Origin of the sequence: Akkermansia sp. UBA7090 (genome assembly GCF_002493465.1) — a bacterium.
In the GTDB taxonomy this organism is placed as follows: domain Bacteria; phylum Verrucomicrobiota; class Verrucomicrobiia; order Verrucomicrobiales; family Akkermansiaceae; genus Akkermansia; species Akkermansia muciniphila_A.
This window is the reverse complement of the sequence record NZ_DKYW01000022.1, coordinates 62,188-85,833: the sequence shown is the minus strand read 5'-3', so window position 1 is coordinate 85,833 and position 23,646 is coordinate 62,188. Positions and strand designations below refer to the sequence as shown.

Here is a 23,646-nt window from a genome sequence, read left to right as displayed (position 1 = left end):
GTATGGATTAAGCTTGGTACAGAACACGGGCGCCTTCTCCGGCACGGGTCACGAGGTACGTGGTTTCAATACCCGTTTCCTGGCAGTAGCCGTCCAGAAGTTCCTGGGCCACCTTTTCCACGTCCTCCGTCTTCACCAGGGCCACAATGCATCCACCAAACCCGCCGCCCGTCATGCGCGCGCCGTAAATGGAAGATGCGGAGGGAATACGGTCACAGAGGGAAACAAGGGTGTCCACCTCGGCACAGGAAACCTCATAGTCGTCACGCAGGGAAGCATGGCTGCCGCGCATGGCGACACCAGCCTCATCCCAATCCCCGCGGGCAAGGGCGTTCGCAAAAGCGTTCACGCGCGCATTTTCCCCAATGACATGGCGGGCGCGGCGGTAGCGCACGTCTCCAAGCTGTTCCCTGAAGGATTCCAGCAGCTCCAGCGTAGCTTCCCGCAGGGAGGGCACTCCCATGATGGAGGAAGCTTCCTCACACTGCTTGCGGCGCTGTCCATAAGCTCCGTCCGCCAGGGAATGCTTCACAGCGCTGTCCAGCACCAGTACGGAAACGGAATCATTATTCATCGGGACCAGCTCATATTCCAGAGAGGCGCAATCCAGTTTGAGAGCCATGCCCTTCTTGCCGTTGGCGGAAATAAACTGGTCCATGATGCCGCAGGGAACGTTCACGAATTCATGTTCCACGGCCTGCCCGATCAGGGCTACTTCCTTGGGATCTATGGCAACGCCGGCAAAAGCGGCGAGCGCCGTACAGACGGCGACTTCAAGAGCGGCGCTGGAGGAAAGGCCGCCGCCGCGGGGAACATTGCTGTCAATCAGCATATCCACAGGCCCGATTTCTATGCCGCGCCTGTGCAGATTGGCCAGAACGCCGCGGACATAATTGGACCAGAACGGTTCGCCGGGAATCAAGGCGTCTTCCACCGCAATTTCATGGATCTGGTCGCCCAGGGAACCGCAAAAGCGGTGTTTGCCCACGGGGGAGGGAGCCACAGCCACAACACAATGGTTATCAAGCGCCATAGGCATCACAAAACCGTTATTATAATCCGTGTGCTCACCGATAAGGTTCACACGTCCCGGTGCCGCTGCCACATGAGTAGGCGCCTGACCGAAATACTCGATGAAATACGGAGTCACCGTTTCTTTAGAGATTTCTCGCTGAACTAAATCCATAGTAAATTGATTCTGCCTTATCCCTTTCCGCACCTCAAGGTTAAAGTCTCTGTCCGGCAACAATTTTCTTCATTTTTCAACAAATACGCCAAATTCCCTTCCCGTCCGACTGCCGTATTCTTAAAAACAGGCTTGCTCCGCCCGTCATAGGGCCCCGGCCAGATTCCGAATCCCCGGAAAAAGACCGCCGGCCTTGCAGTTCAGGGAGCCCCAGAAGCTACTTTGCCCCACGGGCGAAAAGCACCGCCGGAACGGTTTTCAAAAGCAGCTTGATATCCAGCCACAGGGACCAGTTGTCAATATACTTCATATCCAGCTCCACCAGCTTTTCAAATTCCCGGATATTGCTTCTTCCGGCAATCTGCCAGTACCCCGTCACGCCGGGCAGCACGCTCAACCTGCGGCGGTGGGCGTCGCTGGTAAAGGCTTCCGTTTCATAAACGGGCAGCGGCCGCGGGCCAACCAGGCTCATTTCCCCCTTCAGCACATTAATGAGCTGGGGAAGCTCGTCGATGCTGAACTTGCGCAGGAAGCGCCCGAAGGAGAAAATGCGCGGATCATGCTCCAGCTTAAAAATGGGGCCGTCCATGTCATTGCCGTACTTGGCTTTCACTTCATCCAGCCTTTTATCCGCGTCCCGGTACATGGTACGGAACTTCCACATGCCAAACTCGCGGCCATACAGCCCGGAACGTTTCTGGCGGTAAAAGACAGGGCCGCGATCCGACAGCTTGATGCCCACAGCAGCCAGCACCCACAGGGGAGACGTTCCCACCAGAAGCGCAAGCGCTCCCGCCCAGTCCAGTATTTTCTTCAGCTGCCAGGAGGTGGTATAGGGGATGGGAGTTGATTTGTACACCAGCATTCTTGTTCCTCCGATCACGCCGAAATAGGTTTTGTGCACAGCGGGCATGCTTACCACCATGCTTGCGTAAAAATCGACTCCCATCTTGCCGCACAGCTCCACCAGGCACCGCGCCACGGAAGAGTCCACCTCCTCCGGCAGAAACACCACTTTGCTGACGCAGTCTTTAATCAGCAAATTCCTGACTACCGCACTGTCAACCTCTTCAGGAGCCATGACCAGCAGATCCTTCCTGAAGTCCACATGATTTCTCTCCAGCATCCTGCGGAATTCTTTCACATGGTCCGGAGTCCCCACCACCAGCGTAGGGGCTTCCTCCACCAGCTTTTTTTCCGCCCGGAACCGGCTGACACGCAGCCAGAGGGAACCCAGAAAAGTAAGCAAATACGCCAGGAGCTGAACACCAACGTCTGCGGAGAAGGGAACAAAGAACTTCCATATCATCACGCTCAACACCACAAAACAGGCATATGCCACCACAAACCGCCGGATGCTTTCCCTGAGCGTCATGCAGCGGAAGTAAACGCCGAACTGGTCACAACATATATACAGCAACAGAGACATTGTCAGGGGCGCCAGCACCAGCGTCCGCAGACGCCACGGTTCCGGAGCCACCCCATCCCACTGCCAGGACACAAATCCGACAACGAAGAAAACGACGAATGCGAGAACGGAAACAACAATCTTATTAATCCCGTAGGTAGTACGGTCTGCGTTTTGAATCAACATCGAGAGAATATGTAGATTAGTTGGCACTTAAATACTCCGTCATCGTCTTTTTGTCAAATTGTCAGCTCACTCTGAGCCTTATCCGGCACGGCAGCGTACCGTCCGTCTGGTCTTCTCTCCTCCGGATGCCGGAAAACCCAGAATGACGAGATACCGGCTTGCAAGAATCCGGCTCCCTGTGCATTGGTATACGCGTCAATCGACCGGACTGGCCACGCGCCTAGCCTGATCGCCCCCCTATCAGACCTGCATGGACCGTTGATCGGGGCATGGGACCCCTTACTCCCGGCTTTTCTCATGGCAGCGGAACGTCCCGGCGATCCTCCGGATGGAATTTACTGCATCCAGCGATAAATCCGGCATGACACCAACATAATCACCAACTTAGAATATAAGTATGTCACAACACAACACACAGGGAAGACAGGGCCAGGGGGCTCGCCGCCGCTACAACAAGGGCGGACGCTCCTATGGCAATGACCGCCGCGACTCCAGCGGTTACCGTCCCAAGTATAGAAAAGAAGCGCCCGCCAAACTCTCCTTGTGGCAGCGTTTTCTGGGCCTCTTCGGCATCCGTCCGTCCAAGAACAACAAGCATGCAGCCAGGGATAAAGCCGCCGCTAAAACCAACACCCGCGTAGCCCGCAACAGGCAGGACCGCGCTTCCGCCCCCAAGCAGCCCGTCTCCAACCGCCGGCTTTATGTGGGCAATCTTTCCTATGAAGCTACGGAAAGTGACCTGGAGGACGTGTTCAAGGGCATCGGGGAAGTCAATTCCGTGGAAATCATTTACAACCCCCGCACCCACAAGTCCAAGGGGTATGCTTTTGTGGAAATGAAGAAGATGGAAGACGCCATCCGTTCCGTGGACATCCTCCACAACCAGCCTTTCATGGGCCGCAATCTGCTGGTCAGCGGCGCCAATGAACGCCAGGAACAACCCCGGCAGCCCCGCGAAGACCGCGCGCCCAGGGAAGAACAGGCTTCCATGGCGGAAGTAAAGGAAACCTCCACTCCCCTGCTCCAGTCGGAAGCTCCCGCTCCCCAGTCCCAGGAACAATAACCTTTTTACCATGCGGAAGCCGGCCTTTCTTCAAAGGCCGGCTTCCTGCGTTTACGGGAAAGGGAACTCCAGGCAGCAGCAGCGGACGTGCAGCCGGCACGGGGTCCAATGCCATCCCCCGGACCCGCCATCCGATGGTTTAAAGCCAATCCCCTGCCTCTTCCCGCTCCGGGGCGGAGAGGAAACAGGCAAAAGGGTTATCTGAAAACGTCACGGCAGTCCCCAGGCTCCGCGCAAACGCAAATATTCCCTGGCGGGGAGCAAAATGTAAAGGGGATGCCTGGAAGGATCCAGCCATGCAATCATGGCCCTCAAATTTTCCTCGCTCATCGCGGTGCACCCGGCTGTAGGGGCACCTCCGTCCCGGCGCCAGATATGGAAAAAAATGGAGGAACCCGCACCCGGCACGGGTTTCCGCCGTCCGTCTGCGGCATTATGCCGGATAAACAGTTTCAGACTGTGGGCGTAATCATTCAGCTTCATCTGCTGCTTGAACTCCCACGGCGTCACGGGATCATGCTTCAGCACAAAGTGCTGGTTGTACAGGGGAGAGGCAGGATCATCCACCCACATGTCCCGCGGCGTAATGCGGCGGTACGGCATGGAACGCTTTTTCTGCGGCGCGGGGACGGTTCCATACACGCCTCCCAGTTCAAAAATGCCCGCGGGAGAACGCAAGTCCCCCTCCTTCTTCACCGGCCCCCCGGCGGGAGGAAGGCTGACGCCCCTGCCCCAGACCAGCCCAGATTTTCCCAGACGCGCCGGAAACGGACCCTTCACCATCACCCAGCCGCGCGGCCCTTTCTCCAAAAGGCTCAACTGCACATGGGAACTATTCCACCCGCCCGCGGAACCTACAATCACCTGGCTGCAATCCGCCGGAAGAGCCGCAGCCGGAAAACAGAACGCCGCCAGCATGCACAAACACAGGTATACTGCCTTCATGAGCCGTAGCATAACGGCGCCGTTCCGGAAGAAAAGCAATTACTCCGTCTCCGCAGACACGCCATGCGGCGGAATTTATCCGTCCAGTTCAACGGAAAATTTCATCCAGCAGGGACTCAATTCCCTCCTTGGCAAACCGGGAATACAGATACAGCCTTTTAGCTTCCATGTACTTGCCCAGGGCGGACCCCACTTCTCCCTCATTCCTGCATTTTTCCGCATCATTCAGCAAATTCACCAGCGTGCTTGCCTTTGTCGTCAGGTCCAGATACCTGGCGTTCAGCTCCTGGTCATTGATGAACAGCTCCTGGTCTTTGGAACGCAGCTGCTGAAGCTCCTCCCAGGCGCCATATACGTCCTGCATGGCTTCACGCTGACGCGCCGCGCCCAGGGCACGCTCAATAACGGCCATTTTGCCCAAATCTTCCACAAACTGCTTCTGGAGCTCCGGATCATCCTTCACCAGAACGGCAAATTCATGCTGGTTGTCAAAAATGCGGCGATAATTCTTACTCTTGTGGAAACGCTTGAAATCCTCCAGCGCGTGGGATTGCTGACCCGCGGCCATCATGGCGTTCCGCAGCGGAAGAAGGCGGGGGTTTTTCGGCCAGATTTCAATGGCGCTTTTCAGGCATTCCTCCAGTTTGGCGCGGTCTCCCCTGGCCAGGGCTTCCTGACCCTGGGAAATATAGGCGTCACTGGCGAATACGGCGGCGCTGATTGCGGATTCCGCACGGCCCGTGCTGAAATCCCTGGAAGTCTTCTTAAGGGCCTCCACCAGGGAAAGGGCCTCTTCATAATCTTTGCCGTTCATCAGCTCGAACAACTTTTCCACGTCCCGCTTGAAGGCATACAGCTTTTGCTTTTTCTCATACGGAAACGTATTTACGGCAGGCATGAATTCCCCGATCAGGAGGGCTTCGTTCAGCCGTTCCAGCGCATCCACATAATGACGGGAATCCACCAGATTGTTCACGGCCTTCATGTGCCGGTCGGAATCACGGGCCAGCTCCCGGGAAAGATTGTCCAGAATAGCGACGGTGGGGGGAGCGCCCAGCGTACCGCTGAACATCTTGGCGGCATCGGAATTTTTATCCAGCCGCAGCTTGGTATCCCCGTCATTGAACAGGCGGCTGTAAACGCCGCAGCCTATGGAAACATGGTCAAAACGCCGCTGGGCAAACAATTGAACCAGCGTAGACTGGAAAACAACCTTCGCTTCCGTCACCGTCAGCACCTGTTCACTCTCCAGCTTCAGCTTGCGGGCTTCCATCTCCACCACACGCTTTTCCAGGTATTTGTAACGGGGATTATTTTTCGCCGGATGATTGGAGGGAGTCCCCTTTTTCCCGCCCTTCTGGCCGGAGGGCGCACCGGAAATCGCCGTCACGCCGCTTTCCATCAGGCTCATCTTCTGGGCGTTGCTGCGGATTTCCCTCTCCACCGCCTCAAGCATCTTCCCCTTGTTTTTCCCATTGCTCCTGGCCTGCCACGCAGTGTAAATGGCCTGGCAGAGAGCGTCGGAAACGCCTCCGTCCAGCGGATTGCTGGAAGCGGCGGTCAACAGGTCCACTACCTGCCGCACCACATTATCCGCTGCCAGTTTTTCCTTGCGCATGGAGAGCGTCTCATGAAGCTTTTCAAAGATTTTCTGATATTCCTTCGCATCCTCCGTGCTCTCTTCCGGCTGGCTCAGGTACTTGTTAAAACGCGCTTCAATCTCCCGGAAACTGCCCATGTTCAACGTCGTTCCGTTGATGGTCACCGTGCCGTCCTGAGGATTCAGAAAAGGCAGCTCATTGCCGTACAGGGACTTGGCATCCCCCTGCCTGGAAGGCTGGTAGGCATTCGGCTGAACGGCGGGAGGGGTGGAAGGGGACGCGGCAGGCGCGCCGCCGGCTACAGGAGGATTGTACATCATCTGTCCCAGCGCGGGAACCGCGCAGGCCAGGGTCATCAAAAAACAGCATTTCATGGGACGCGGAGAGGTTGTTTATTTAGACTGAATGGATGTAGCTACGCACACGCCGCGCACCTTCGGATTGATGTCTTCCACCCGGAACTCTATCCTGTATTGCTGGTCCCGGTTGATGTTCAGTCCGTTTCTGGCCTCATCAGAGACACAGACGGGAATGATGCACTCACGCCCGGAGGCGTCTTTGTACAAGAAGGAAATAAGCTCGGAATTGCCGCGCGGGAAACGGTCAATCACCGTTCCGTCCAGTGCGTAATTGTTCTTGGAAAGCTGGGAGGCGTTCGCCGCCAGAATGTCCAGAGGTATATCCGACCCGGCCTGAGGCTTCTCCCCGGCACGGAACATAACCACTGCCACAATAACGGCCAGCACAAAAACCACCGCCACGACCGTCAAAACCAGCGCGGATGATGAGGAACTTTTCTTTTTTGCTGCACGCCGTCTCGCCATAACTTTTGATGGAAAAAGTATATAACGGACTTCCCGCAAGTGCACGCATTAAATTAAAGCTCCCAGCGCGAACGGCGGATTCCCGCGTAGGCGGCCGCAATGCCGCACGCAACATGCACCCCCAGAACAATGTAACAGACCAGGGAGGGTGTCAGGTTCGTATCCAGCACATTCTTGACGGCGTAATATACGTCGTCCTTCAGGGCGGAGATGCTGCCGGACCACGCCCAGTATGCGGAAATGAAGGGCCGTATGAGGTTCTCCACCTGTTCCGGAAGCGCCAGCACCGCTCCGGAGAGGGGAAGCTGGAACCCCACCAGATAAATACTCAGCAGGGAAGCCTGGTCCGCACTCCGGGCCAGCGCGGAAATGCCCAGGCATACAAAGGTCATGGCGGCATCCGCCAAAATCAGGAACAGCAGGTGCGTCAAGCCGCCGCCGCGATCCCAGAAAAAATCCACAAAGGCAAACATCCATACGGATTGCACCAGCACCAGAACGCTCAGATAGGACAGCTTGCTCGCCAGGTAGGCGGAAGGCCTCATGCCCGCATACTTCTCCTTTTCCATGACGGCGCGTTCGCCGGCTACCTCGCGGGCGGCATTGTTGGATCCCATCAGCCCCAGCAGAATCACCTCAAACATGATGATGCCGGAGACGGCGGATCCCGTCTTCATGTTCAGCTGCTGGGCTTCCATATCCTTCTGGACAGTCTGGACATCCTGCGTAGCGGAAAGACCTACGATTTGCCCGGAGCCCTTGTCCGTGAACATGGCTACCAGCACGGGAAACAGCAGCACCATGACCAATTGAAGGACCAACTGGGAACGGTCCCGGAAAAAGATGCGCCAGCGCCGCCCCAGCAGGCAGAAGAACTGGGTGAAGAATCCGGGAACTTCCGGAATATTTTCCTCCACGGCCTTTTCCCTTTCCGTTCCGGATTCTCCGGAGGCTTCCTCCTTCTCCGCCTCCGCAAGGCGGACGGCATCCGGATCCGGCAAATCTCCGGAAAGAATTTTCTTTTCCCTTTCCTGTTCCAGACGGGAATAATAGGAATCCCGGTACTTGCTCCAGGACCGGCACCAGGAAGGGCCTTCACGATCCTGAAGCTTCGGATAAATCTCTTCCAGCGACGAAACGCCGAAGTAATGCAGCATGGTCTTCGGAGAACCGTGGTAAGCCACGCAGCCCTGGTGCATGACCAGAATGGAATCATACCTGTCCAGATGGGAAAGGCTGTGCGTGACGGAAATGACGATGCGGCCTTCCGAGCGGGAGATTTCATGCAGAAGGTTCACGATATCGTGTTCCGACCTGGGATCCAGTCCGGACGTCACTTCATCGCAAATCAGCAACCGGGGATTGGAGACCAGCTCCATAGCCAACGCCAGACGCCTCTTCTGGCCGCCGGAAAGAATCTTCACGTCCCGGTCCATAATCCCCTCCATTCCCGTTACCTCCAGGGCATTGTCAATGCTGTCGTCCAAATCGTCCACGGAATTGAAGCGGCAGCGGAGCCTGGCGGCGCTCTCCACATTCTCATCCACGCTCAGCTGGTCATAGGCAATGCTGAACTGGGGAACGAACCCGATTTCCGAAGGTTCAAAGTCCTCTTCAGCCAAATCATGGCCATTCCAGAAAAAACGGCCGTCCGTTTCCGCAATCATGCCCGCAATCGCCTTCAATAAGGTGGTCTTTCCGCAGCCGGAAGGACCAACGACTGCCATAAAATGTCCGCGGGGAACATGAAAACTGACATTGTCCAATAATTTCAAAGGACCATCCGGTGTTTCTATCTCATACGTAATGCCGTCCGCCTGCAACATGGTTCTTTTACTTTAACGTATCAACTTCCGCATCATCAAGGAAAATCGGGCATTTGCACTCTATCCCGCCGTAACCGGAGAACATATTCTCCGGGAACGTTTCCGCGGGCAGGTTCCTCCTGCCCCCGCTCATTTCGACGCTCCCCTCAACCGTATCCATGCCGCAAACAGGGCTGCATGGAATTTCCCCGAAAAACCGGATGGACAGACACAGCCCTCCCGGAAGAAAGAGTTGAAGCCTCCGGAAGCGTTTATTTCATCATCTTCCACACCGCCAGCCGTTTTCAAAATGGAAAATCCGCATCTCCCACCGGATCCACAGCTTTTTCCTCAAACTTTTTAACAGCTTTCTGCTGGGGGTTTACGGCACGGACAACCAGCGCCCGGGGCGGCATTTCCCGTTGTCTTCCGAACTCGCATTTTTCCTCGCACAGATTGCAGGAGTTCCGGCATTCGCGTTCCTCTGGCCGTTCCGTAGTGACGGGACAGGCGTGTTCGCACGCGCCGCAGCCGATGCACAGGGAAGGATCCAGCCTGGGCAGGCGGTGCTCCTGGCCGTCACGCCCGATATAGGGCACCGTGTAAAGGGCCTTGGTGGGGCAATGCTCCGTACAGGCTCCGCAATCCATGTCCTCCCGGGCGACCAGGCAGCGGCAGACGTAAAACCGGGCCACGGCAATGCGCGTAGTATCTTTTGTCATTCCCTCAGTATCCCGTTCCGCGGTAACGGGCATCCTGCGTATGGCCCCCGTGGGGCAGACCTCCGCGCAGCGGTGGCAATCATAAAGGCAGTACTTGGTGGCAAAATCCATCCTGGGCTTCATGAATCCCTTCAGGCCAAGCTGCAGGTATGAAGGTTGAAGCACATGGGTGGGGCAGTTGGCAACGCACATCTGGCAGCCGGTGCAGATATCCAGAAAACGTTCCAGGGAACCGGCGCCGGGAGGGAGAACGCACTGGGTAGGGTCCAGCTTCCGGGCGGCCTCTCCCCGGCATCCGGAAAGGGCGGCCGCAGCCAGCCCGGCCGCAGTAGCCTCCAGAAACTGGCGGCGGGAGCTCCCGGCAATGGGGGAAACCGCGGCGGAAGAAGAAGCGGGGACCGGGGAAGCCTTCTCTTTTTTGGCCGGAATCAGTTGGCGGGTCCTGGTAAACAAGCGGTAGCGTATTCCTCCCTCACTGCAGGAGCGCACGCAATCATAGCATGCCACGCACCGGGAGGAATCTATCTTGTATTCCTTCAGGTTCAGGCATTGCGCCTTGCAGGATTTGACGCATTTACCGCATTTTTTGCAGGTGGCGGGATCAAAACCCAGCCGGAAAAGGGAAATGCGGGAAAGCAGGCCAAGCAGCGTGCCGACGGGGCATACCGTATTGCAATACAGGCGCCCCTTCCAGGCGCTCATGACGGCCACCAGGCCGAGCATGCCGGCGGAAGCCAGCAGAACCGGAAAAGCCACGGGGAAATAATCCATTTGAACCAGATCCGCAGAAGAACTGTCCGCCGCCAGCAGGTTATTGCTCCAAATGGCAACCGGCCATGCCAGCACATACATGATGCGCCCGAAAATGCTGTAAGGGTCCAGCCAATTCAGAGACAGCCCAGCCAACCCCGTCACGCAGCAGGCGGCCAGCAATGCCAGCACCCCATACCGCACCCACGGCACAGGCCGGGAGAATTTCAGGAAACGCTTCGGCGCCAGCCAGCGGCGGACTTTGAAAACAATATCCTGGAGAATCCCCAGCGGGCAGACGAAGGAACAGTATACGCGGCCGAACAGCAGCGTAAGCAGCAGCAACGCCCCCAGAATCACGGCGGAAACGGCCGCCCCGTTCAGGGTTCCCAGCACGGACGGCACCAATTGCCACTGCGCCAGGGAAAAGGAATCTTCCATCCCCTCTCCGCCTCCCGTCATGTTCGGCACGTTCCATGCGGGAATATGGTGCAGGAAAGCGTATGCAATCCCGATGAAGAAAATGACGGCCACCGTCACGCGGAGCCACTTCAGAGGACTGACGAAAAAGGCTTTGATGACTGACATATGAATCATAAACCCGCCGGAAGCGGAAAGTTGCTCTCCCGCCGCGTCAGGCCATGCTGATACGGCGGATATGAAGCCTGGAAAGGTCGGCGGTGCCCAGCCCCATTTCCTCACCAAGCTGCACATGGCGAATCTTTCCGGCCTTGTTCAGCAGGGCGGCGCCCGCAGCGTCAATGGCCACAATATCGCGGGAGGCTAAAAGGGTTTTGCGCTCCACCAGGTCATTCGTATCCTTCCCCACGGGGCCGTTGCGCACCATGGGCATGTAAGCGTCCAGCACGCACAGGTCCGGCTTGCGGAAATACACGGCGTCAGCGATGCACTGGTGCAGGTCGTTCTTATGCATGGCCCCGCGGTCCCAGACGGTGCCCATTACATTCTTCATGCAGGCGGTCATTTCGGAACCGCTGTGGTGCTTGAGGGGCGGGCAGGTGATGTAAACATCCGCCTCCAGCACGGCCTTATGCACCTTGGCGGAGGTAAATTTTCTGGCTTTCGGGTTTTCCGTCTGCACGTATTGGCTCTCATTGCCGCCGTCCACCATTACGCCGCCGGCCTTCTCTACGGCCTCTTTCACGCCGCTGCCCTCATAGGCGCCATTGTGGCAGCAGTGGTCAAACACCCTTACTTCCTTCGCTCCGGCCTGCCTGCACAGCTCCACCAGCGTGGCGACGGTTTCAGGATGAGTGTTGGCGCCGAATTCCGGAGCCTTGTTCCAGCCGATGTTCGGCTTGATTACGACGGTCTGGCCCGGCTTGACGAAGGCCTGCATGCCGCCTAGCGTCTCCACGGCCTTCCTGACCATCTCCGCACGGGTGCCGTTGCGGACGGCCACCAGATCCGGAATGCCGGAAGCCGCCGGAGCTCCGGCCTCCTGGGCAAACAGGGAATCCATGTCCGATATGGCCGCCAGCGCCCCTGCGGCGGCAGTCCTCTTCAAAAAAGTGCGTCTGTCAGTCATCTTCATGGCAACGTCTTTGGTTTATCCCCGCATGCAGGGACACGCGGAGGATTTTGAGCCTCTTCCTAACACATGCCCTGCCAAAAAACAACCTGTCATTCTTCCCGCACCGGAATTTCATAAACGAATTGTCATACAGGCAGAGCTTCTGTACAACCCGGTCATGAAATGTTCCCTGCTCAGCCGCCCCATGACCTGCGCTCATGACTGGATCAGCCGCGTCGTCTTCCCCGGGGACGCAGTCGTGGACGCCACGGCGGGCAACGGGCATGATACGGTTTTCCTGGCCCGGCTGGCTGGCCCTTCCGGCCAGGTGCACGCCTTCGACGTGCAGAAAGAAGCCATCTGCGCCACCAGGGAACGCCTGGAGAAGGAAGGACTGCTCACCCCTGCCGTCCGGCTCCACCTTGCCAGCCATGACCGCCTGGCGGAACTGGTCGGCGGCCCCGTGAAAGCCGTCGTCTTCAACCTGGGCTATCTGCCGGGCGGGGACAAAAAAACGGTCACCAGGACGGAATCCACCCTGGCGGCGCTGGAGCAGGCCGCCGCCCTCATTGCTCCGAACGGGCTTCTCAGCGTCATGTGCTATCCCGGCCACGAAGGCGGAAAGGAAGAAGCGGAAGCCGTGGAAGCCTTCCTGTCCCGCCTGCCCCATCATTCCTGGCGCGCCGGCAAATACCAGCTTCTGAATACCGGAACACCGGCTCCCTTCCAGATATGCGCATTCAGGCTGGACTGACCTCCCCGCCGCCGGACGCCCGGAGAACCCCCCAGTCCCGGCGTTCCTTCATCCACGCCACCACCTGCGCCAGGGCGCGGGCGCGGTGCGACATGGAATTCTTCACTTCCATGGGAAGCTGGGCGAAACTCCGGTCATGCCCTTCCGGGACAAACAGCGGATCGTAGCCGAACCCCCCTTCCCCGGCGGGTTCCGTCAACATGTAGCCTTCCACGGAACCGGAAAACTCCGCCAGCACGCGGCCATTCCCGGCAAGCACCATGACGCAGCGGAACCGTGCGGAAGGCCGGTCCCCCGGTTTCACTCCGGCGCGCCGCAATTCCTCCATCATGCGGAGGTTATTCCTCGCATGGTTCCCTTCTTCCCCGCCGAAGGAGGAGGACCAGACTCCGGGGCGCCCGTCCAGCACATCCACCTCCAGCCCGGAATCATCCGCCAGCAGGACGCCGGGGATGCATCTGGAAGCGGAAAGCGCCTTGAGCGTGGCGTTCTCCGTAAACGTGACTCCCGTTTCATCCACGGGCGGAGCCTGGGGATAGTCGGAAAGATCCTTCACTTCCCATTTCCCGGCCAGCATGGCGCGGATTTCCCCGGTCTTGTGGGCGTTGCGCGTGGCAACCACCAGCAGCGGCAATTCCTGTTCCATAATCATCAATCTCTTACAGTTAAACTCGCATAAAAGGCCGCGCTCAGCAGTCAATCTCCAGGCTGACGGGGCAATGGTCGGACCCCGTCACATCCGGATGAATGGCGGCTTCCTTCACTCTGGAAGCCAGCGGATTGGAAACGCAGAAATAGTCAATGCGCCATCCGATGTTCCGGGCGCGGGCGCCCGCGCGGTAGGACCACCAGCTGTACCAGCCCGGCTCCTCCGGATGCAGGGCGCGGAACGTATCCGTAAAACCGGCCTCAAGCAGCCGCGTAAACCCGGCGCGCTCCTGGTCGCTGAATCCGGCGGAAAAACGGTTCTCTTTGGGACGCGCGATGTCAATCTCCTCATGAGCCACGTTCAAATCCCCGCAGAAAACGACCGGCTTGATTTCCGCCAGTCCCGCCACGTACCCGCGGAATGCGGCGTCCCACTGCTCCCGGTACGAAAGACGCGCCAGTTCATTCTGTGAATTGGGGGTATAGCAGTTGACCAGGTAAAACCGCTCAAATTCCATCGTGCAGACGCGCCCTTCCCGGTCATGCTCCGGCCAGCCGATTCCGACGGACGTGGAAAGAGGCTGCACCCGGCTGAGGATCAGCACGCCGGAATAACCGGCCTTCTCCGCCGGATTCCAGAGCTGGTGCGGCCAGGAGGAAATCCACAGGTCTTTCACCTGTTCCGGACGCGCCTTGATCTCCTGAAGGCAAAGGACGTCCGGCTCCAGGGCATCCACGGCGGCCGCCATCCCCTTGCCCAGAATCGCCCGCAATCCGTTCACGTTCCATGAGACGAGTTTCATGCGCGCATACTTCCCGTTTTTGACGGGTCCGTCAAGCCCTCAAACACCGTTGTCCCGCCCCCTTCCGAAGGGCTCCGGAAAATTCTTCTTTCGGAATCATCCCCAGTCTTTTGCATGCCGCATAGAACAAGCGTTTTTTCTTGCCAGAACCGCCCCCTCGTGCTTACTTAGATAGGCAAACACCCCGAGAGACACTCGAGAGTGGGTCTGTCGACCCGCTCTTTTTTGTCTATCCATCACACTCCTCCACACTCATGACAAACGATATTAAAGCTTTGATTGACTACTACGAGAGGGAAAAAGGGCTCTCCCGTGAAAAAATTCTCCTCGCTCTGGAGTCCGCCTTTCTCTCCGCCTACCGCAAGATGGTTCCCGGCTCCGGCAGCATCAACTACCTGAGGGCCGAAATCAACGTGGACAAAGGCAAGGTGCGCATTTTTGCGGACCTGGAAGTGGTGCCGGATGAAGAATACTCCGACAAATTCAACCAGATCCCCCTCTCCCTGGCCGTCAAGCTGGACAAGAACGCCGTTCTGCACGACCTGCTTCCCACCAACATCACGCCCAAGGGCTTCGGCCGCATCGCGGTGCAGACCGCCCGCCAGACCATGCTCCAGAAACTGCTGGACGCGGAAAAGGAAATGCTCTACGACGAATTCAAGGACCGCGCCGGAGATCTGGTAACGGGCACCATCCGCCGTTTTGAAAAGGGGGATATTTTTGTGGACCTCGGCAAATTCGAAGGCGTCATGACCTCCCGCGAACGCGTGCCGAATGAAGACTACAGCGTCGGCGACCGCATGCGCTTCTACGTGGTGGAAGTGCGCACGGAAGCGCGCGGCCCGGAAGTCATCCTTTCCCGTAGCCATCCGAACCTGGTGCGCCGCCTCTTTGAATCGGAAGTGGTGGAAATAGGTGACCAGACCGTGGAAATCCACGGCATCGCCCGCGAAGCCGGCTACCGCACCAAAGTGGCCGTCATCAGCCATGACGACAAAGTAGATCCGGTAGGGGCATGCGTAGGCATGCGCGGCGCCCGCGTCAAAAACATCGTCCGGGAGCTCAACAATGAAAAAGTGGACATCCTGGAATGGACGGAAGACCCCGTCGCCTTCGTCCGGGAAGCTCTCAGCCCCGTGGAACCGCGGGAAATCACCGTGGACGAGGAAGCCAGAAAAATCTTCGTTATCGTCCAGGACGACAAGGACCTCTCCAAGGCCATCGGCCGCAGGGGACAGAATGCCCGCCTCACCTCCCGCCTGATGGGCTGGGATGTCCAGGTGCGCGTCTTTGACGTCCAGGAAGCGGAAAAACGCCAGAGCCAGGCCGCGGCCGAGGAAGTCATGCGCCAATGCCAGGCTGCGGCCAAAACCCTCAGCGAACAATTGGAAATCCCGGAAGAAACCGCCATGGGCCTGGTGACCATGGGCGGAACGGACCTGGTAGCCCTCACCGGATTTGAAGCTTCCGACATCGCGGAAAGCATGGGCATTCCCGCAGAGGAAGCCGCCCAAATCCTGGCCAAGGCCCGGGACCTCATCTCTCAATAACCGTTGGGCGCGGCGCTCAACATCTAACAACCTTAAATCAAGATGCCTAATAAACAAGAAGAGAACGAACCCAAAAAGGAAGTATTGGATCTGATCGGCGGATCTTCCAAAAAGAAACGCGCACCCCAGCCGGCCCCCGCACCGGCGCCCTCCCGCCCTGCTCCAGTCAAGAAAGAAGCTCTCGACTTGCTTTCCGGCACCAAGAAAAAGGCGGCGCGCGCCGCTGACGCCGTTCCGGCGCCCTCCGCTGCCCCGGCCGCCGCAGAACCCGCCGCGCCCGCACCCCAGGAAGAAACCTCCGCGGACGATAAAATCATCAACCTCAAACCGCCCGTCTCCGTTTCCGAGCTGGCGGCCATGCTGAAAGCCAAGCCCTTCCAAATCATCAAGGATCTGATGGGCATGGGCATCTTCGCCAACCCGAATACGCCGTTGGATGCGGACGCCGTCAGCACCATCTGCGACATCCACGGCTACACATTCGCCCGCGAAAAACGGGAAAAAGGCGGCGGCGTGAAAGCCCAGCAGGAACCCGTCAAGGAACCGGAACCCGTGCCGGTGGTGGAAGAACCCAAAGCCACCCTCATCACGCGCACCCCCATCATCACCGTCATGGGCCATGTGGACCACGGCAAAACATCCCTGCTGGACTACATCCGCAAAACGCGCGTGGCCAAGGGGGAAGCAGGGGGCATCACCCAGCACATCGGCGCCTATACGGTTGACTACAACGGCAGCACGCTCACCTTCCTGGATACGCCGGGCCACGCCATCTTCACGGAAATGCGCGCCCGCGGGGCGGACGTCACGGACATTGTGGTGCTGGTAGTGGCCGCCAATGACGGCATCATGCCCCAGACGCGGGAAGCCATTGCCCACTCCAAAGCGGCCGGCAAAACCATCATCGTGGCCATCAACAAGTGCGACCTTCCGGCCGCAGACCCCGTCAAGACCAAGAGCGGCCTGATGGAAGAAGGGCTGGTTCCCACGGACTTCGGCGGCGATGTGGAATGCGTGGAAGTCTCCGCCCTGACCGGGGCCGGCATTGACGACCTTCTCGGCCTTCTCGTCCTCCAGTCGGAAGTGCTGGAACTCCAGGCCAACCCCAAGGCCAACTGCCGCGCCTCCATCATTGAGGCCCGCGTGGAACCCGGCACGGGCAGCTCCGCCACGGCCATTGTGGAAAGCGGCACCATCCGCGTCGGGATGCCCTTCATCTGCGGCCCTTACGCCGGCAAGGTGCGCGCCCTGGTCAACGACCACGGCGAACGCGTCAAAAAGGTAGGCCCCGGCATGCCCGTGGAAATTACCGGCTTCTCTGAAACCCCGAATGTGGGGGACGAACTGGTGGAAATGGAAAACGAACGCGCCGCCAAAAAGCTTGGGGAAGAACGCCAGGAGGAACTGCGCAAGCAGCGCCTGGCCCAGCCCCGCAAGGCACGCATGGAAGAACTGCTCGCCATGATGGGGGACGGCACCCAGAAAGCCCAGCTCAAAATACTCCTGAAGGGGGATGTGCAGGGTTCCGTGGAAGCCATCAAGAAGGCTGTTCTGGACATCCAGTCGGACAAAGTGGAATGCGTTTTCCTGAACGCCTCCGCCGGCCCCATTTCGGAATCGGACGTTCTGCTGGCCTCCTCCTCGGATGCCGTCATCCTGGGCTTCAACGTCAAAGTGGAAGCCAACGCCGTCAAACTGCTCAAGCGGGAAGGTGTGCAGGTAAAACTGTATTCCATCGTTTACGAACTCATCGACCAGGTGAGGGATGCCATGCTGGGCCTGCTGGAACCGGAAACGCGCGAAACCATCATCGGGCACGCCAAAGTGCTCCAGGTCTTCAAACTCAACAAGGGCCGCGCGGCGGGCTGCATGGTGGAGGACGGCAAAATCCTCCGCAGCTGCGAGGCGCGCGTCATCCGCGACAAGACGCCTGTCTTTGACGGCAAAATGTCCACCCTCCGCCGCTTCCAGGATGAAGTGGAAGAAGTCAAGGCGGGCCTGGAATGCGGCATCCGCCTCGGAGACTTCAACGAATACGAGACGGGCGACATCATCGAATGCTACACGCTGGAAAAAATCCAGCAAACGCTGTAACCCTCAACGAGAATCAACCAACAGGGACGGAGCCTCCTGTACGCTCCTCCGGGCGGCCGGGAAACCTCCGTCCCTGTCTTTTCCTCCATTCTTTCTTCACCGATTGAACCAATCGGCCCATTTATCACTCTATCTCTTCATATGAGCAGACGCACTGACAAGGTAAACGAACTCCTGCGCCGGGAAATAGGCACCACCATTCAGCGGGATTTTGAATTTCCCGGCACAATTGTCACCGTGATTGAAGTGGAAGTGACGGACGATCTGAAAGAGGGGAAAGTATGGGTGGGCGTCGTAGGGAAAATGGCTCCCGCCCAGGTGCTGGAAAAACTGAACTCCCGGCACGGGCTTATCCAGTCCGCCGTGGCCAGGCGCGTGGTGCTGCGCAATACGCCGCGCCTGACCTTCCGTCTGGACGACTCCGCCCAGCGCGGCGTTGACCTGGTCAACCTTTTGGAAGACATTGACAAAAACCTGCCCAAAGCGCCCCCTGCCGATTCGGAAAATGACGGGGAATAAAATTTCTCTTTCTGTTTAACGCACGGCGCCTCCGCCCGTTACTGTCGCGCGTCGCGGAACATCGTTTTCCAAAGTCAGGGAAATATAATCCCCCGGACGGGCGTCATTGCCATTTCCCACATATAGGCTGCGCCCTTCAGCCACATGCCGCACCTGGTCCGCGGTTACGCGCAGCCGGGCGCTCCCGAAATCCGTAGCCCCCGCCGGCGGTTTCCACGGTAATGCCGCCCTCTTCCACACGCAGATATACACCCTTGTTCGTGTTTATAATGAACAAGGGGATCTTGCCTTCCGGCGGCTGCTAAGCCCCGAATCCTGACTCCCTTCAAATAGCGTCCCTCCCGCGCCCAATCCGCCGACATCCGCCCTTCCCGCAAAATCCGTTCCATTGGTCACCATCCAATGCGTGTAGGCGGAAGCGGACGCCCCTGGCACGGATTCCGCGGCGGCGCCCCCAACGCTCCAGTTGGACAAAGCCCCCCCACTGGCTGAAAACAAACAAGCCGCCAGTTTCAAAAAACGGGCGGCCTGTTCAAATACATCAGAAGCAGGAACCTCAAACTCTGCGGCGGCGCATCATCAACGCGGCCAGCCCCAGAAGACTGAGGGAAGCTGCAGCAGGTTCCGGAACCACTTCCCCATTCACCTGGATTCCCGTAAGCCCAATAAAGCAGCCGCTGCCGTAGGCCTCGTTTTTGGAAGCCGTGACCGTTAACGTCATGGACTCCCCGGCTTTCAACACAACATCGCTATATTCATAGTTTCCCGTACGAACGCCATCCCAGGATCCCACGGACGTATTTGTACTGGTGGCGCCATTATAGGCCAGCGTCTGACTTTCCTGCCCGCTCATGCCGAGGGTGATATTGACAGGTTTGTTCAAATTGCCGTCGGCTCCTCCAACATAATCGTTATTGGCCACACCGCCCCCGGCATTCTGCGCGGCGCCCGCTCCAGTGAATCCTATCATGGAAAGATCAATGGAAGTAATCAGCATATCCTGGGAACCGGTGTTGGTAAACGTGAAAGAAACGCTCCACGTATTATTCTGGTTATTCCCCACATTGGCATTGGGGGAGAATACGGAGGCGGGAATGGAGCCTGAAGCCAGCAGGTCATTGCCCGTAGTGCTCTTGCTGAAATTCTCGGAACTAATCGAGGTGGAGGTGGTAAGTCCCGCATCGGAAACCGTGCTCACCGTGACGGTATCCAGGGAAGTGCCGGTCCGGTTAAACGTAGTGGTACACAGTACCGCGGCCTGGGAAGCCGCCGTGCCAAGAACCAGAGACGCAATGATTATCAATGTTTTCTTCATAAATGGAAATGGGAAAGGTTGAGCGGGGCCAATCTTTTAGCGGATTCCCAATCCGAAGTCAACACTAAATAATAGAAATGAGATGTTTATGCAGATAAACGAACAGGGCCATCTTGAAATTGCAAGTTTCCCTGTTGGAGATTTTAAACTATCGTAAAATTCATAATTCCAATTTTTTGCGCATGAAAAACAGACCTGGATTTATTTTTCGGATTGGGAATCCGCCCCTCCTTTTCCTCTTTTTCACTAACGGCTTGCCAGAGGGAGGGAGAAAAGTTAAGTTCCGTGAACGGACGGCAGCCCATGAGGCGGCCGGTTTTTTTCCAACATGAACGGTTACTGCTATTTCATTCTGGGGATATTGGCCCTGGCGGCCGGTTATTTCACTTACGGACGGGTGCTGGAAAGGATTTTCCGGCCGGACGCCTCCCGGCAGACTCCCGCCGTGGCCTGTACGGACGGCGTGGATTATGTGGTCATGCCGCGCTGGCGCGTTTTTCTCATCCAGCTGCTGAACATTGCAGGGCTGGGGCCCATTTTCGGCGCCGTCATGGGCGTGCTGTATGGCCCGGCCGCGCTCCTGTGGATCGTTTTCGGCTGCATTCTGGGCGGAATGGCGCACGACTACTTTTCCGGCATGATCTCCCTGCGGCACAAAGGGGAAAACCTGCCGGAAATCCTGGGGCGCTACCTGGGCGGGCAGGCCCAGTGGATCAGCCGCGCCGTCTGCATCGTGTTCAGCGTGCTGGTGGGCGTCGTCTTCGCCGTGGGGCCCGCCGCCATCCTGTCCCCCATGACGGGCTGGAGCGTTTCGGCATGGGTGTGGATTATCTTCGGCTACTATTTTCTGGCGACCATTCTTCCCATCCAGGCTATTATGGGAAAGGTCTATCCTCTTTTTTCCGTCGCCCTGATCATCATGGTCATGGGTATTCTGGGCGTGATGCTTCTGATGCCCTTTGCGGATTCCCTGCCGGCCTGGATGCATCTCCCCCGCATGGAAGTGCTTCCGGATACGGACTTTTTCCATAACCGCCATCCGGCGGATTTCCCGCTTTTCCCCGTGATGTTCATCACCATCGCCTGCGGAGCCGTGAGCGGATTCCATGCCACACAGTCCCCGCTGATGGCGCGGTGCCTGAAAACGGAGCGGGAAGGGCTGCCCGTCTTTGGCGGGGCGATGATTACGGAAGGCATCATCGCCTTCATATGGGCCGCTGCCGCGCTGACCTTCTACGGCTCTCCGGAAGCCCTGGGAGCGGCTACCGCCAACGGAAAGGCTCCGGCTCTGGCCATCCAGACGATTTCCGAATCCTGGATGGGAAGCGTCGGTTCCATCCTGGTCATGATCGGCGTGGTTATCCTCCCCATCAGCACGGGGGACGGCGCCCTGCGGGTCACGCGCCTGATGATTGCGGACTGCTTCAAGCTGAGCCAGGAACAGCTGAGCCGCCGCCTGATGATCGCCATACCGCTCTTCGCCGCAGCCATCGCCGTCAGCAGCATGGACTACGCCATCATCTGGCAGTACTTCGGCTGGGCCAACCAGCTTCTGGCCTCCGCTACGCTCTGGGCCGTCTCCATTTACCTGCGCAGCAAAAACCGCTGCTTCTGGCCGGCGGCGGCTCCCGCCGCCTTCCTGAGCCTGGTGGTATTCCAATATCTGTTCTCCAGCCCGGAAATGTGCGGGTTCAGTGAAGAAGCCTCCCTGGTTTCCAGCGCCCTGCTGACAGCCGTCATCGGCGTGCTGTGCCTGTTCCGCGGCTCCGGTCTGGAAAAAGCGGAGGAGCCCAGCCTGTAACTTCATGAATTCCAGCGCCCATACGCCAGGACACGCCCGCGAAGTTCCATGGGGAGCTTTCTGGCGGCTCGTGCTGATTCAGGCGCAGAACTCCTTCAATGAAAAAGGGGCGCAATTCCTGCTGATTCCCCTGGGCGTCTGGCTGTACGGCTCAGAGGGGGACCTGGAATATCCGCTGGGGGCCATCATCGTGCTGCCCTTCATCCTGTTCTCCCCCTTCGTCGGCTGGCTTTCGGACCGTTTCTGCAAGGCGCGCATCATCCAGTCCATGGCCCTGCTCCAGATATGCGTGCTGGCGGGCATGTACTGGAGCCTGCGCGTCCACAACCTGAACGGGGCCATCCTGTGGTTCTGCGTCTTTGCCGTGCAGGCCACCGTCTTCAGCCCGGCCAAGAAAGGAATCGTCAAGGACATTGTGGGAACCTCCCGCATGGGGTTCGCCAGCGGCATCGTGGAAATGGCTTCCATCCTCAGCCTGCTCATCGGCCAGATTGGCGTCTTCATCTGGTTCCGCTACCTGCTGGAGCCTTCCACGGATACCATCTGGCACCGCTGGCTGGGGGAGGGTTTCTTCCCATGGTTTAACGCATGGCTGAAACCCTCCGGCATCAATGACGGCTGGTATGCCGCCTCTTTCCCATGCCTGGTGTTTCTGCTCCTGGCCGTTCCGGTGGCCATCTCCAGCTTCTATCTGCCCCGGTATGCTCCCGAAGGCTTCCGGCCCTTCTCCTGGTCCCTGTTTTACGAGCACTTCCACCAGCTGGGCAAGCTGTGGAACAACCGCAACCTGCGCGTCAGCGAAATGGGCATCGGCTATTTCTGGTTTTTCGGCGGCACGGTCATGCTGATGACTATCCAGATGGCGAAGGAAATCTCCGGCGGCGGGGACGACTTCAGCTCCGTAGGAGCCGTGCTGATGGCCTGGATGAGCGGGGGAACGGTGCTGGGCGGCATCCTCGCTTCCGTGATCTGCCGCCGCCGCATCCGAATGAACGTTTCCGTGGCGGGTGGCGTGCTGATGGCGGCGAGCTGCTCGGCCCTGTCCGCAGTTTCCATGACTTCCCCGGTCTTCTACGCCCTGCTGATGGCGGCGGGCATTTCCGCGGCCCTGTTCCTGGTGCCCCTGAACGCCTTTTTCCAGGACCGGGCGGACAATGACAAGCGCGGGGACATGATCGCCGCCGGTAACCTGGTGGACTGCGCGCTCGGTTTGCTGGCCGTCGGGTTCCAATACGCCATGATGCTGGTCATCCCCCCTTCCTGGCAATTCGTCGTCATGGGAATCCTCAGCCTCTTCATGGCGTGGGCGGTCTTCCGTTTTTCCCGCGCGTATTCCGGCTCAAGGTAGTCCCGGGCCGGCAACCGGACGCACACCTTAACAATCTCTTCTTCAGGGAACAACCTTCCCTCATTGACGCGTCCAGCGCCATTCTCCCGTCAGGGCGCGCGATTTACTTGCAACCCTGCTTCTATTCGGGCAAGATAGGGGGGAAACAAGAAGCCATGAAAAAATATCTCACCCTTCTGCTGTGTTCCCTGTGCGCCCTGGCGTGCTTCAGCGCCTCCGCGGAATCCGCCGCCGGCCTCAAGGACGTCCATGTCGTCCTCTCCACTACCAAGGGGGACATTGAACTGGCCCTTTACCCCTCCAAGGCGCCCGTCACCGTAGCCAACTTCCTGAACCTCGCCAACAGGGGCTACTACAAGGGAATTACCTTCCACCGCGTGATTCCGGATTTCATGATCCAGGGCGGCGACCCCACCGGCACGGGCATGGGAGGCCCCGGCTACAGTTTTGAAGACGAATTTTCCCCGGATCTCAGGCATGACGGCCCCGGCGTGCTTTCCATGGCGAACGCGGGCCCCGGCACCAACGGTTCCCAATTCTTCATCACCCATGTGCCCACGCCTCATCTGGATGGCCGCCACACGGTCTTCGGGAAGGTGCTGAAAGGGCAGTCCGTCGTCAACTCCATCGTCCGGGGGGATAAAATCAAGGACATCCGCATTCTGGACAAAAACGCCGCGGCCGTCGTGCTGAAAGCGGAAGCCTCCCGCGTAGCCCGGTGGAACAAGGCCCTGGACGCCGCCAGATAACCGGGAAGCGGCAGAGGCCAGGCGGGAAAACGCGGCCGAAC

General features: G+C 58.4%; 20 protein-coding genes. 8 read left to right on the top strand and 12 right to left on the bottom strand.

Annotated features, from left to right (window positions below; translation table 11 throughout):
* Nucleotides 1-7: 7 nt before the first annotated feature.
* Both galK and B3075_RS08095 read right to left on the bottom strand, forming a co-directional pair.
* Nucleotides 8-1,186, bottom strand: a complete 1,179-nt coding sequence (gene galK / locus B3075_RS08100) for a galactokinase (protein WP_094137248.1) — start codon at nt 1,184-1,186, stop codon at nt 8-10.
* 217 nt (nt 1,187-1,403) lie between these two features.
* Nucleotides 1,404-2,780, bottom strand: a complete 1,377-nt coding sequence (locus B3075_RS08095) for a sugar transferase (RefSeq protein WP_290489728.1) — start codon at nt 2,778-2,780, stop codon at nt 1,404-1,406.
* Between the two features lie 397 nt (nt 2,781-3,177).
* On the opposite strand from B3075_RS08095, the gene B3075_RS08090 reads away from it, so the two are divergent.
* Nucleotides 3,178-3,843, top strand: coding sequence for a hypothetical protein (locus B3075_RS08090; RefSeq protein WP_290489727.1), 666 nt, complete (start codon nt 3,178-3,180; stop codon nt 3,841-3,843).
* Between the two features lie 210 nt (nt 3,844-4,053).
* On the opposite strand, the gene B3075_RS08085 is transcribed toward B3075_RS08090, so the two are convergent.
* The 7 genes from B3075_RS08085 to B3075_RS08055 all read right to left on the bottom strand — a co-directional run bounded on the left by B3075_RS08085 (nt 4,054) and on the right by B3075_RS08055 (nt 12,045).
* Nucleotides 4,054-4,788: a L,D-transpeptidase family protein gene (locus B3075_RS08085; RefSeq protein WP_290489726.1), complete on the bottom strand. Its 735-nt coding sequence runs from the start codon at nt 4,786-4,788 to the stop codon at nt 4,054-4,056.
* Between the two features lie 88 nt (nt 4,789-4,876).
* A complete protein-coding gene (locus B3075_RS08080) occupies nt 4,877-6,763 on the bottom strand; it encodes a hypothetical protein (RefSeq protein ID WP_290489725.1) in 1,887 nt (628 codons plus the stop codon).
* 18 nt (nt 6,764-6,781) lie between these two features.
* Nucleotides 6,782-7,213, bottom strand: a complete 432-nt coding sequence (locus B3075_RS08075; RefSeq protein WP_290489724.1) for a hypothetical protein — start codon at nt 7,211-7,213, stop codon at nt 6,782-6,784.
* A 53-nt stretch (nt 7,214-7,266) separates the two neighbouring features.
* Nucleotides 7,267-9,039, bottom strand: coding sequence for an ATP-binding cassette domain-containing protein (locus tag B3075_RS08070; RefSeq protein ID WP_290489723.1), 1,773 nt, complete (start codon nt 9,037-9,039; stop codon nt 7,267-7,269).
* A gap of 7 nt (nt 9,040-9,046) precedes the next feature.
* Entirely contained in the window at nt 9,047-9,199 is a 153-nt protein-coding gene (locus tag B3075_RS08065) for a hypothetical protein (RefSeq protein WP_290489722.1), read from the bottom strand.
* A 124-nt stretch (nt 9,200-9,323) separates the two neighbouring features.
* Entirely contained in the window at nt 9,324-11,078 is a 1,755-nt protein-coding gene (locus B3075_RS08060) for a 4Fe-4S binding protein (protein ID WP_290489721.1), read from the bottom strand.
* Nucleotides 11,079-11,124: 46 nt separating this feature from the next.
* The gene (locus tag B3075_RS08055; protein WP_218823916.1) at nt 11,125-12,045 is read right to left on the bottom strand and encodes a DUF362 domain-containing protein; all 921 of its coding nucleotides are present in this window, start codon (nt 12,043-12,045) and stop codon (nt 11,125-11,127) included.
* 157 nt (nt 12,046-12,202) lie between these two features.
* Between B3075_RS08055 and B3075_RS08050 the strand changes: the two genes are divergently transcribed.
* Nucleotides 12,203-12,778, top strand: a complete 576-nt coding sequence (locus B3075_RS08050) for a class I SAM-dependent methyltransferase (RefSeq protein ID WP_094137266.1) — start codon at nt 12,203-12,205, stop codon at nt 12,776-12,778.
* On the opposite strand, the gene B3075_RS08045 is transcribed toward B3075_RS08050, so the two are convergent.
* Nucleotides 12,765-13,430 carry a non-canonical purine NTP pyrophosphatase gene (locus B3075_RS08045; RefSeq protein ID WP_290489720.1) on the bottom strand — a complete coding sequence of 222 codons (666 nt, stop codon included), beginning with the start codon at nt 13,428-13,430 and terminating at the stop codon, nt 12,765-12,767. The genes B3075_RS08050 and B3075_RS08045 overlap by 14 nt on opposite strands.
* 37 nt (nt 13,431-13,467) lie before the next feature.
* The gene (locus tag B3075_RS08040; protein ID WP_290489719.1) at nt 13,468-14,229 is read right to left on the bottom strand and encodes an exodeoxyribonuclease III; all 762 of its coding nucleotides are present in this window, start codon (nt 14,227-14,229) and stop codon (nt 13,468-13,470) included.
* Nucleotides 14,230-14,483: 254 nt separating this feature from the next.
* Between B3075_RS08040 and nusA the strand changes: the two genes are divergently transcribed.
* From nusA to rbfA, 3 genes are all read left to right on the top strand, one after another.
* Entirely contained in the window at nt 14,484-15,779 is a 1,296-nt protein-coding gene (nusA, locus tag B3075_RS08035; protein WP_022196903.1) for a transcription termination factor NusA, read from the top strand.
* Nucleotides 15,780-15,821: 42 nt separating this feature from the next.
* Nucleotides 15,822-17,873 carry a translation initiation factor IF-2 gene (gene infB / locus B3075_RS08030; protein ID WP_290489718.1) on the top strand — a complete coding sequence of 684 codons (2,052 nt, stop codon included), beginning with the start codon at nt 15,822-15,824 and terminating at the stop codon, nt 17,871-17,873.
* Nucleotides 17,874-18,014: 141 nt separating this feature from the next.
* Nucleotides 18,015-18,392 (top strand): 30S ribosome-binding factor RbfA, encoded by a 378-nt coding sequence (gene rbfA / locus B3075_RS08025; RefSeq protein WP_290489717.1) that lies wholly within the window; start codon nt 18,015-18,017, stop codon nt 18,390-18,392.
* A 556-nt stretch (nt 18,393-18,948) separates the two neighbouring features.
* Here the strand turns inward: rbfA and B3075_RS08020 are convergent.
* Nucleotides 18,949-19,707, bottom strand: a complete 759-nt coding sequence (locus B3075_RS08020; RefSeq protein ID WP_290489716.1) for a PEP-CTERM sorting domain-containing protein — start codon at nt 19,705-19,707, stop codon at nt 18,949-18,951.
* 328 nt (nt 19,708-20,035) lie between these two features.
* On the opposite strand from B3075_RS08020, the gene B3075_RS08015 reads away from it, so the two are divergent.
* The 3 genes from B3075_RS08015 to B3075_RS08005 all read left to right on the top strand — a co-directional run bounded on the left by B3075_RS08015 (nt 20,036) and on the right by B3075_RS08005 (nt 23,605).
* The gene (locus B3075_RS08015; RefSeq protein WP_290489715.1) at nt 20,036-21,508 is read left to right on the top strand and encodes a carbon starvation protein A; all 1,473 of its coding nucleotides are present in this window, start codon (nt 20,036-20,038) and stop codon (nt 21,506-21,508) included.
* 4 nt (nt 21,509-21,512) lie between these two features.
* The gene (locus tag B3075_RS08010) at nt 21,513-22,856 is read left to right on the top strand and encodes an MFS transporter (protein ID WP_290489714.1); all 1,344 of its coding nucleotides are present in this window, start codon (nt 21,513-21,515) and stop codon (nt 22,854-22,856) included.
* 155 nt (nt 22,857-23,011) lie between these two features.
* Nucleotides 23,012-23,605, top strand: coding sequence for a peptidylprolyl isomerase (locus B3075_RS08005; protein ID WP_290489713.1), 594 nt, complete (start codon nt 23,012-23,014; stop codon nt 23,603-23,605).
* The last annotated feature ends 41 nt before the right edge of the window (nt 23,606-23,646 follow it).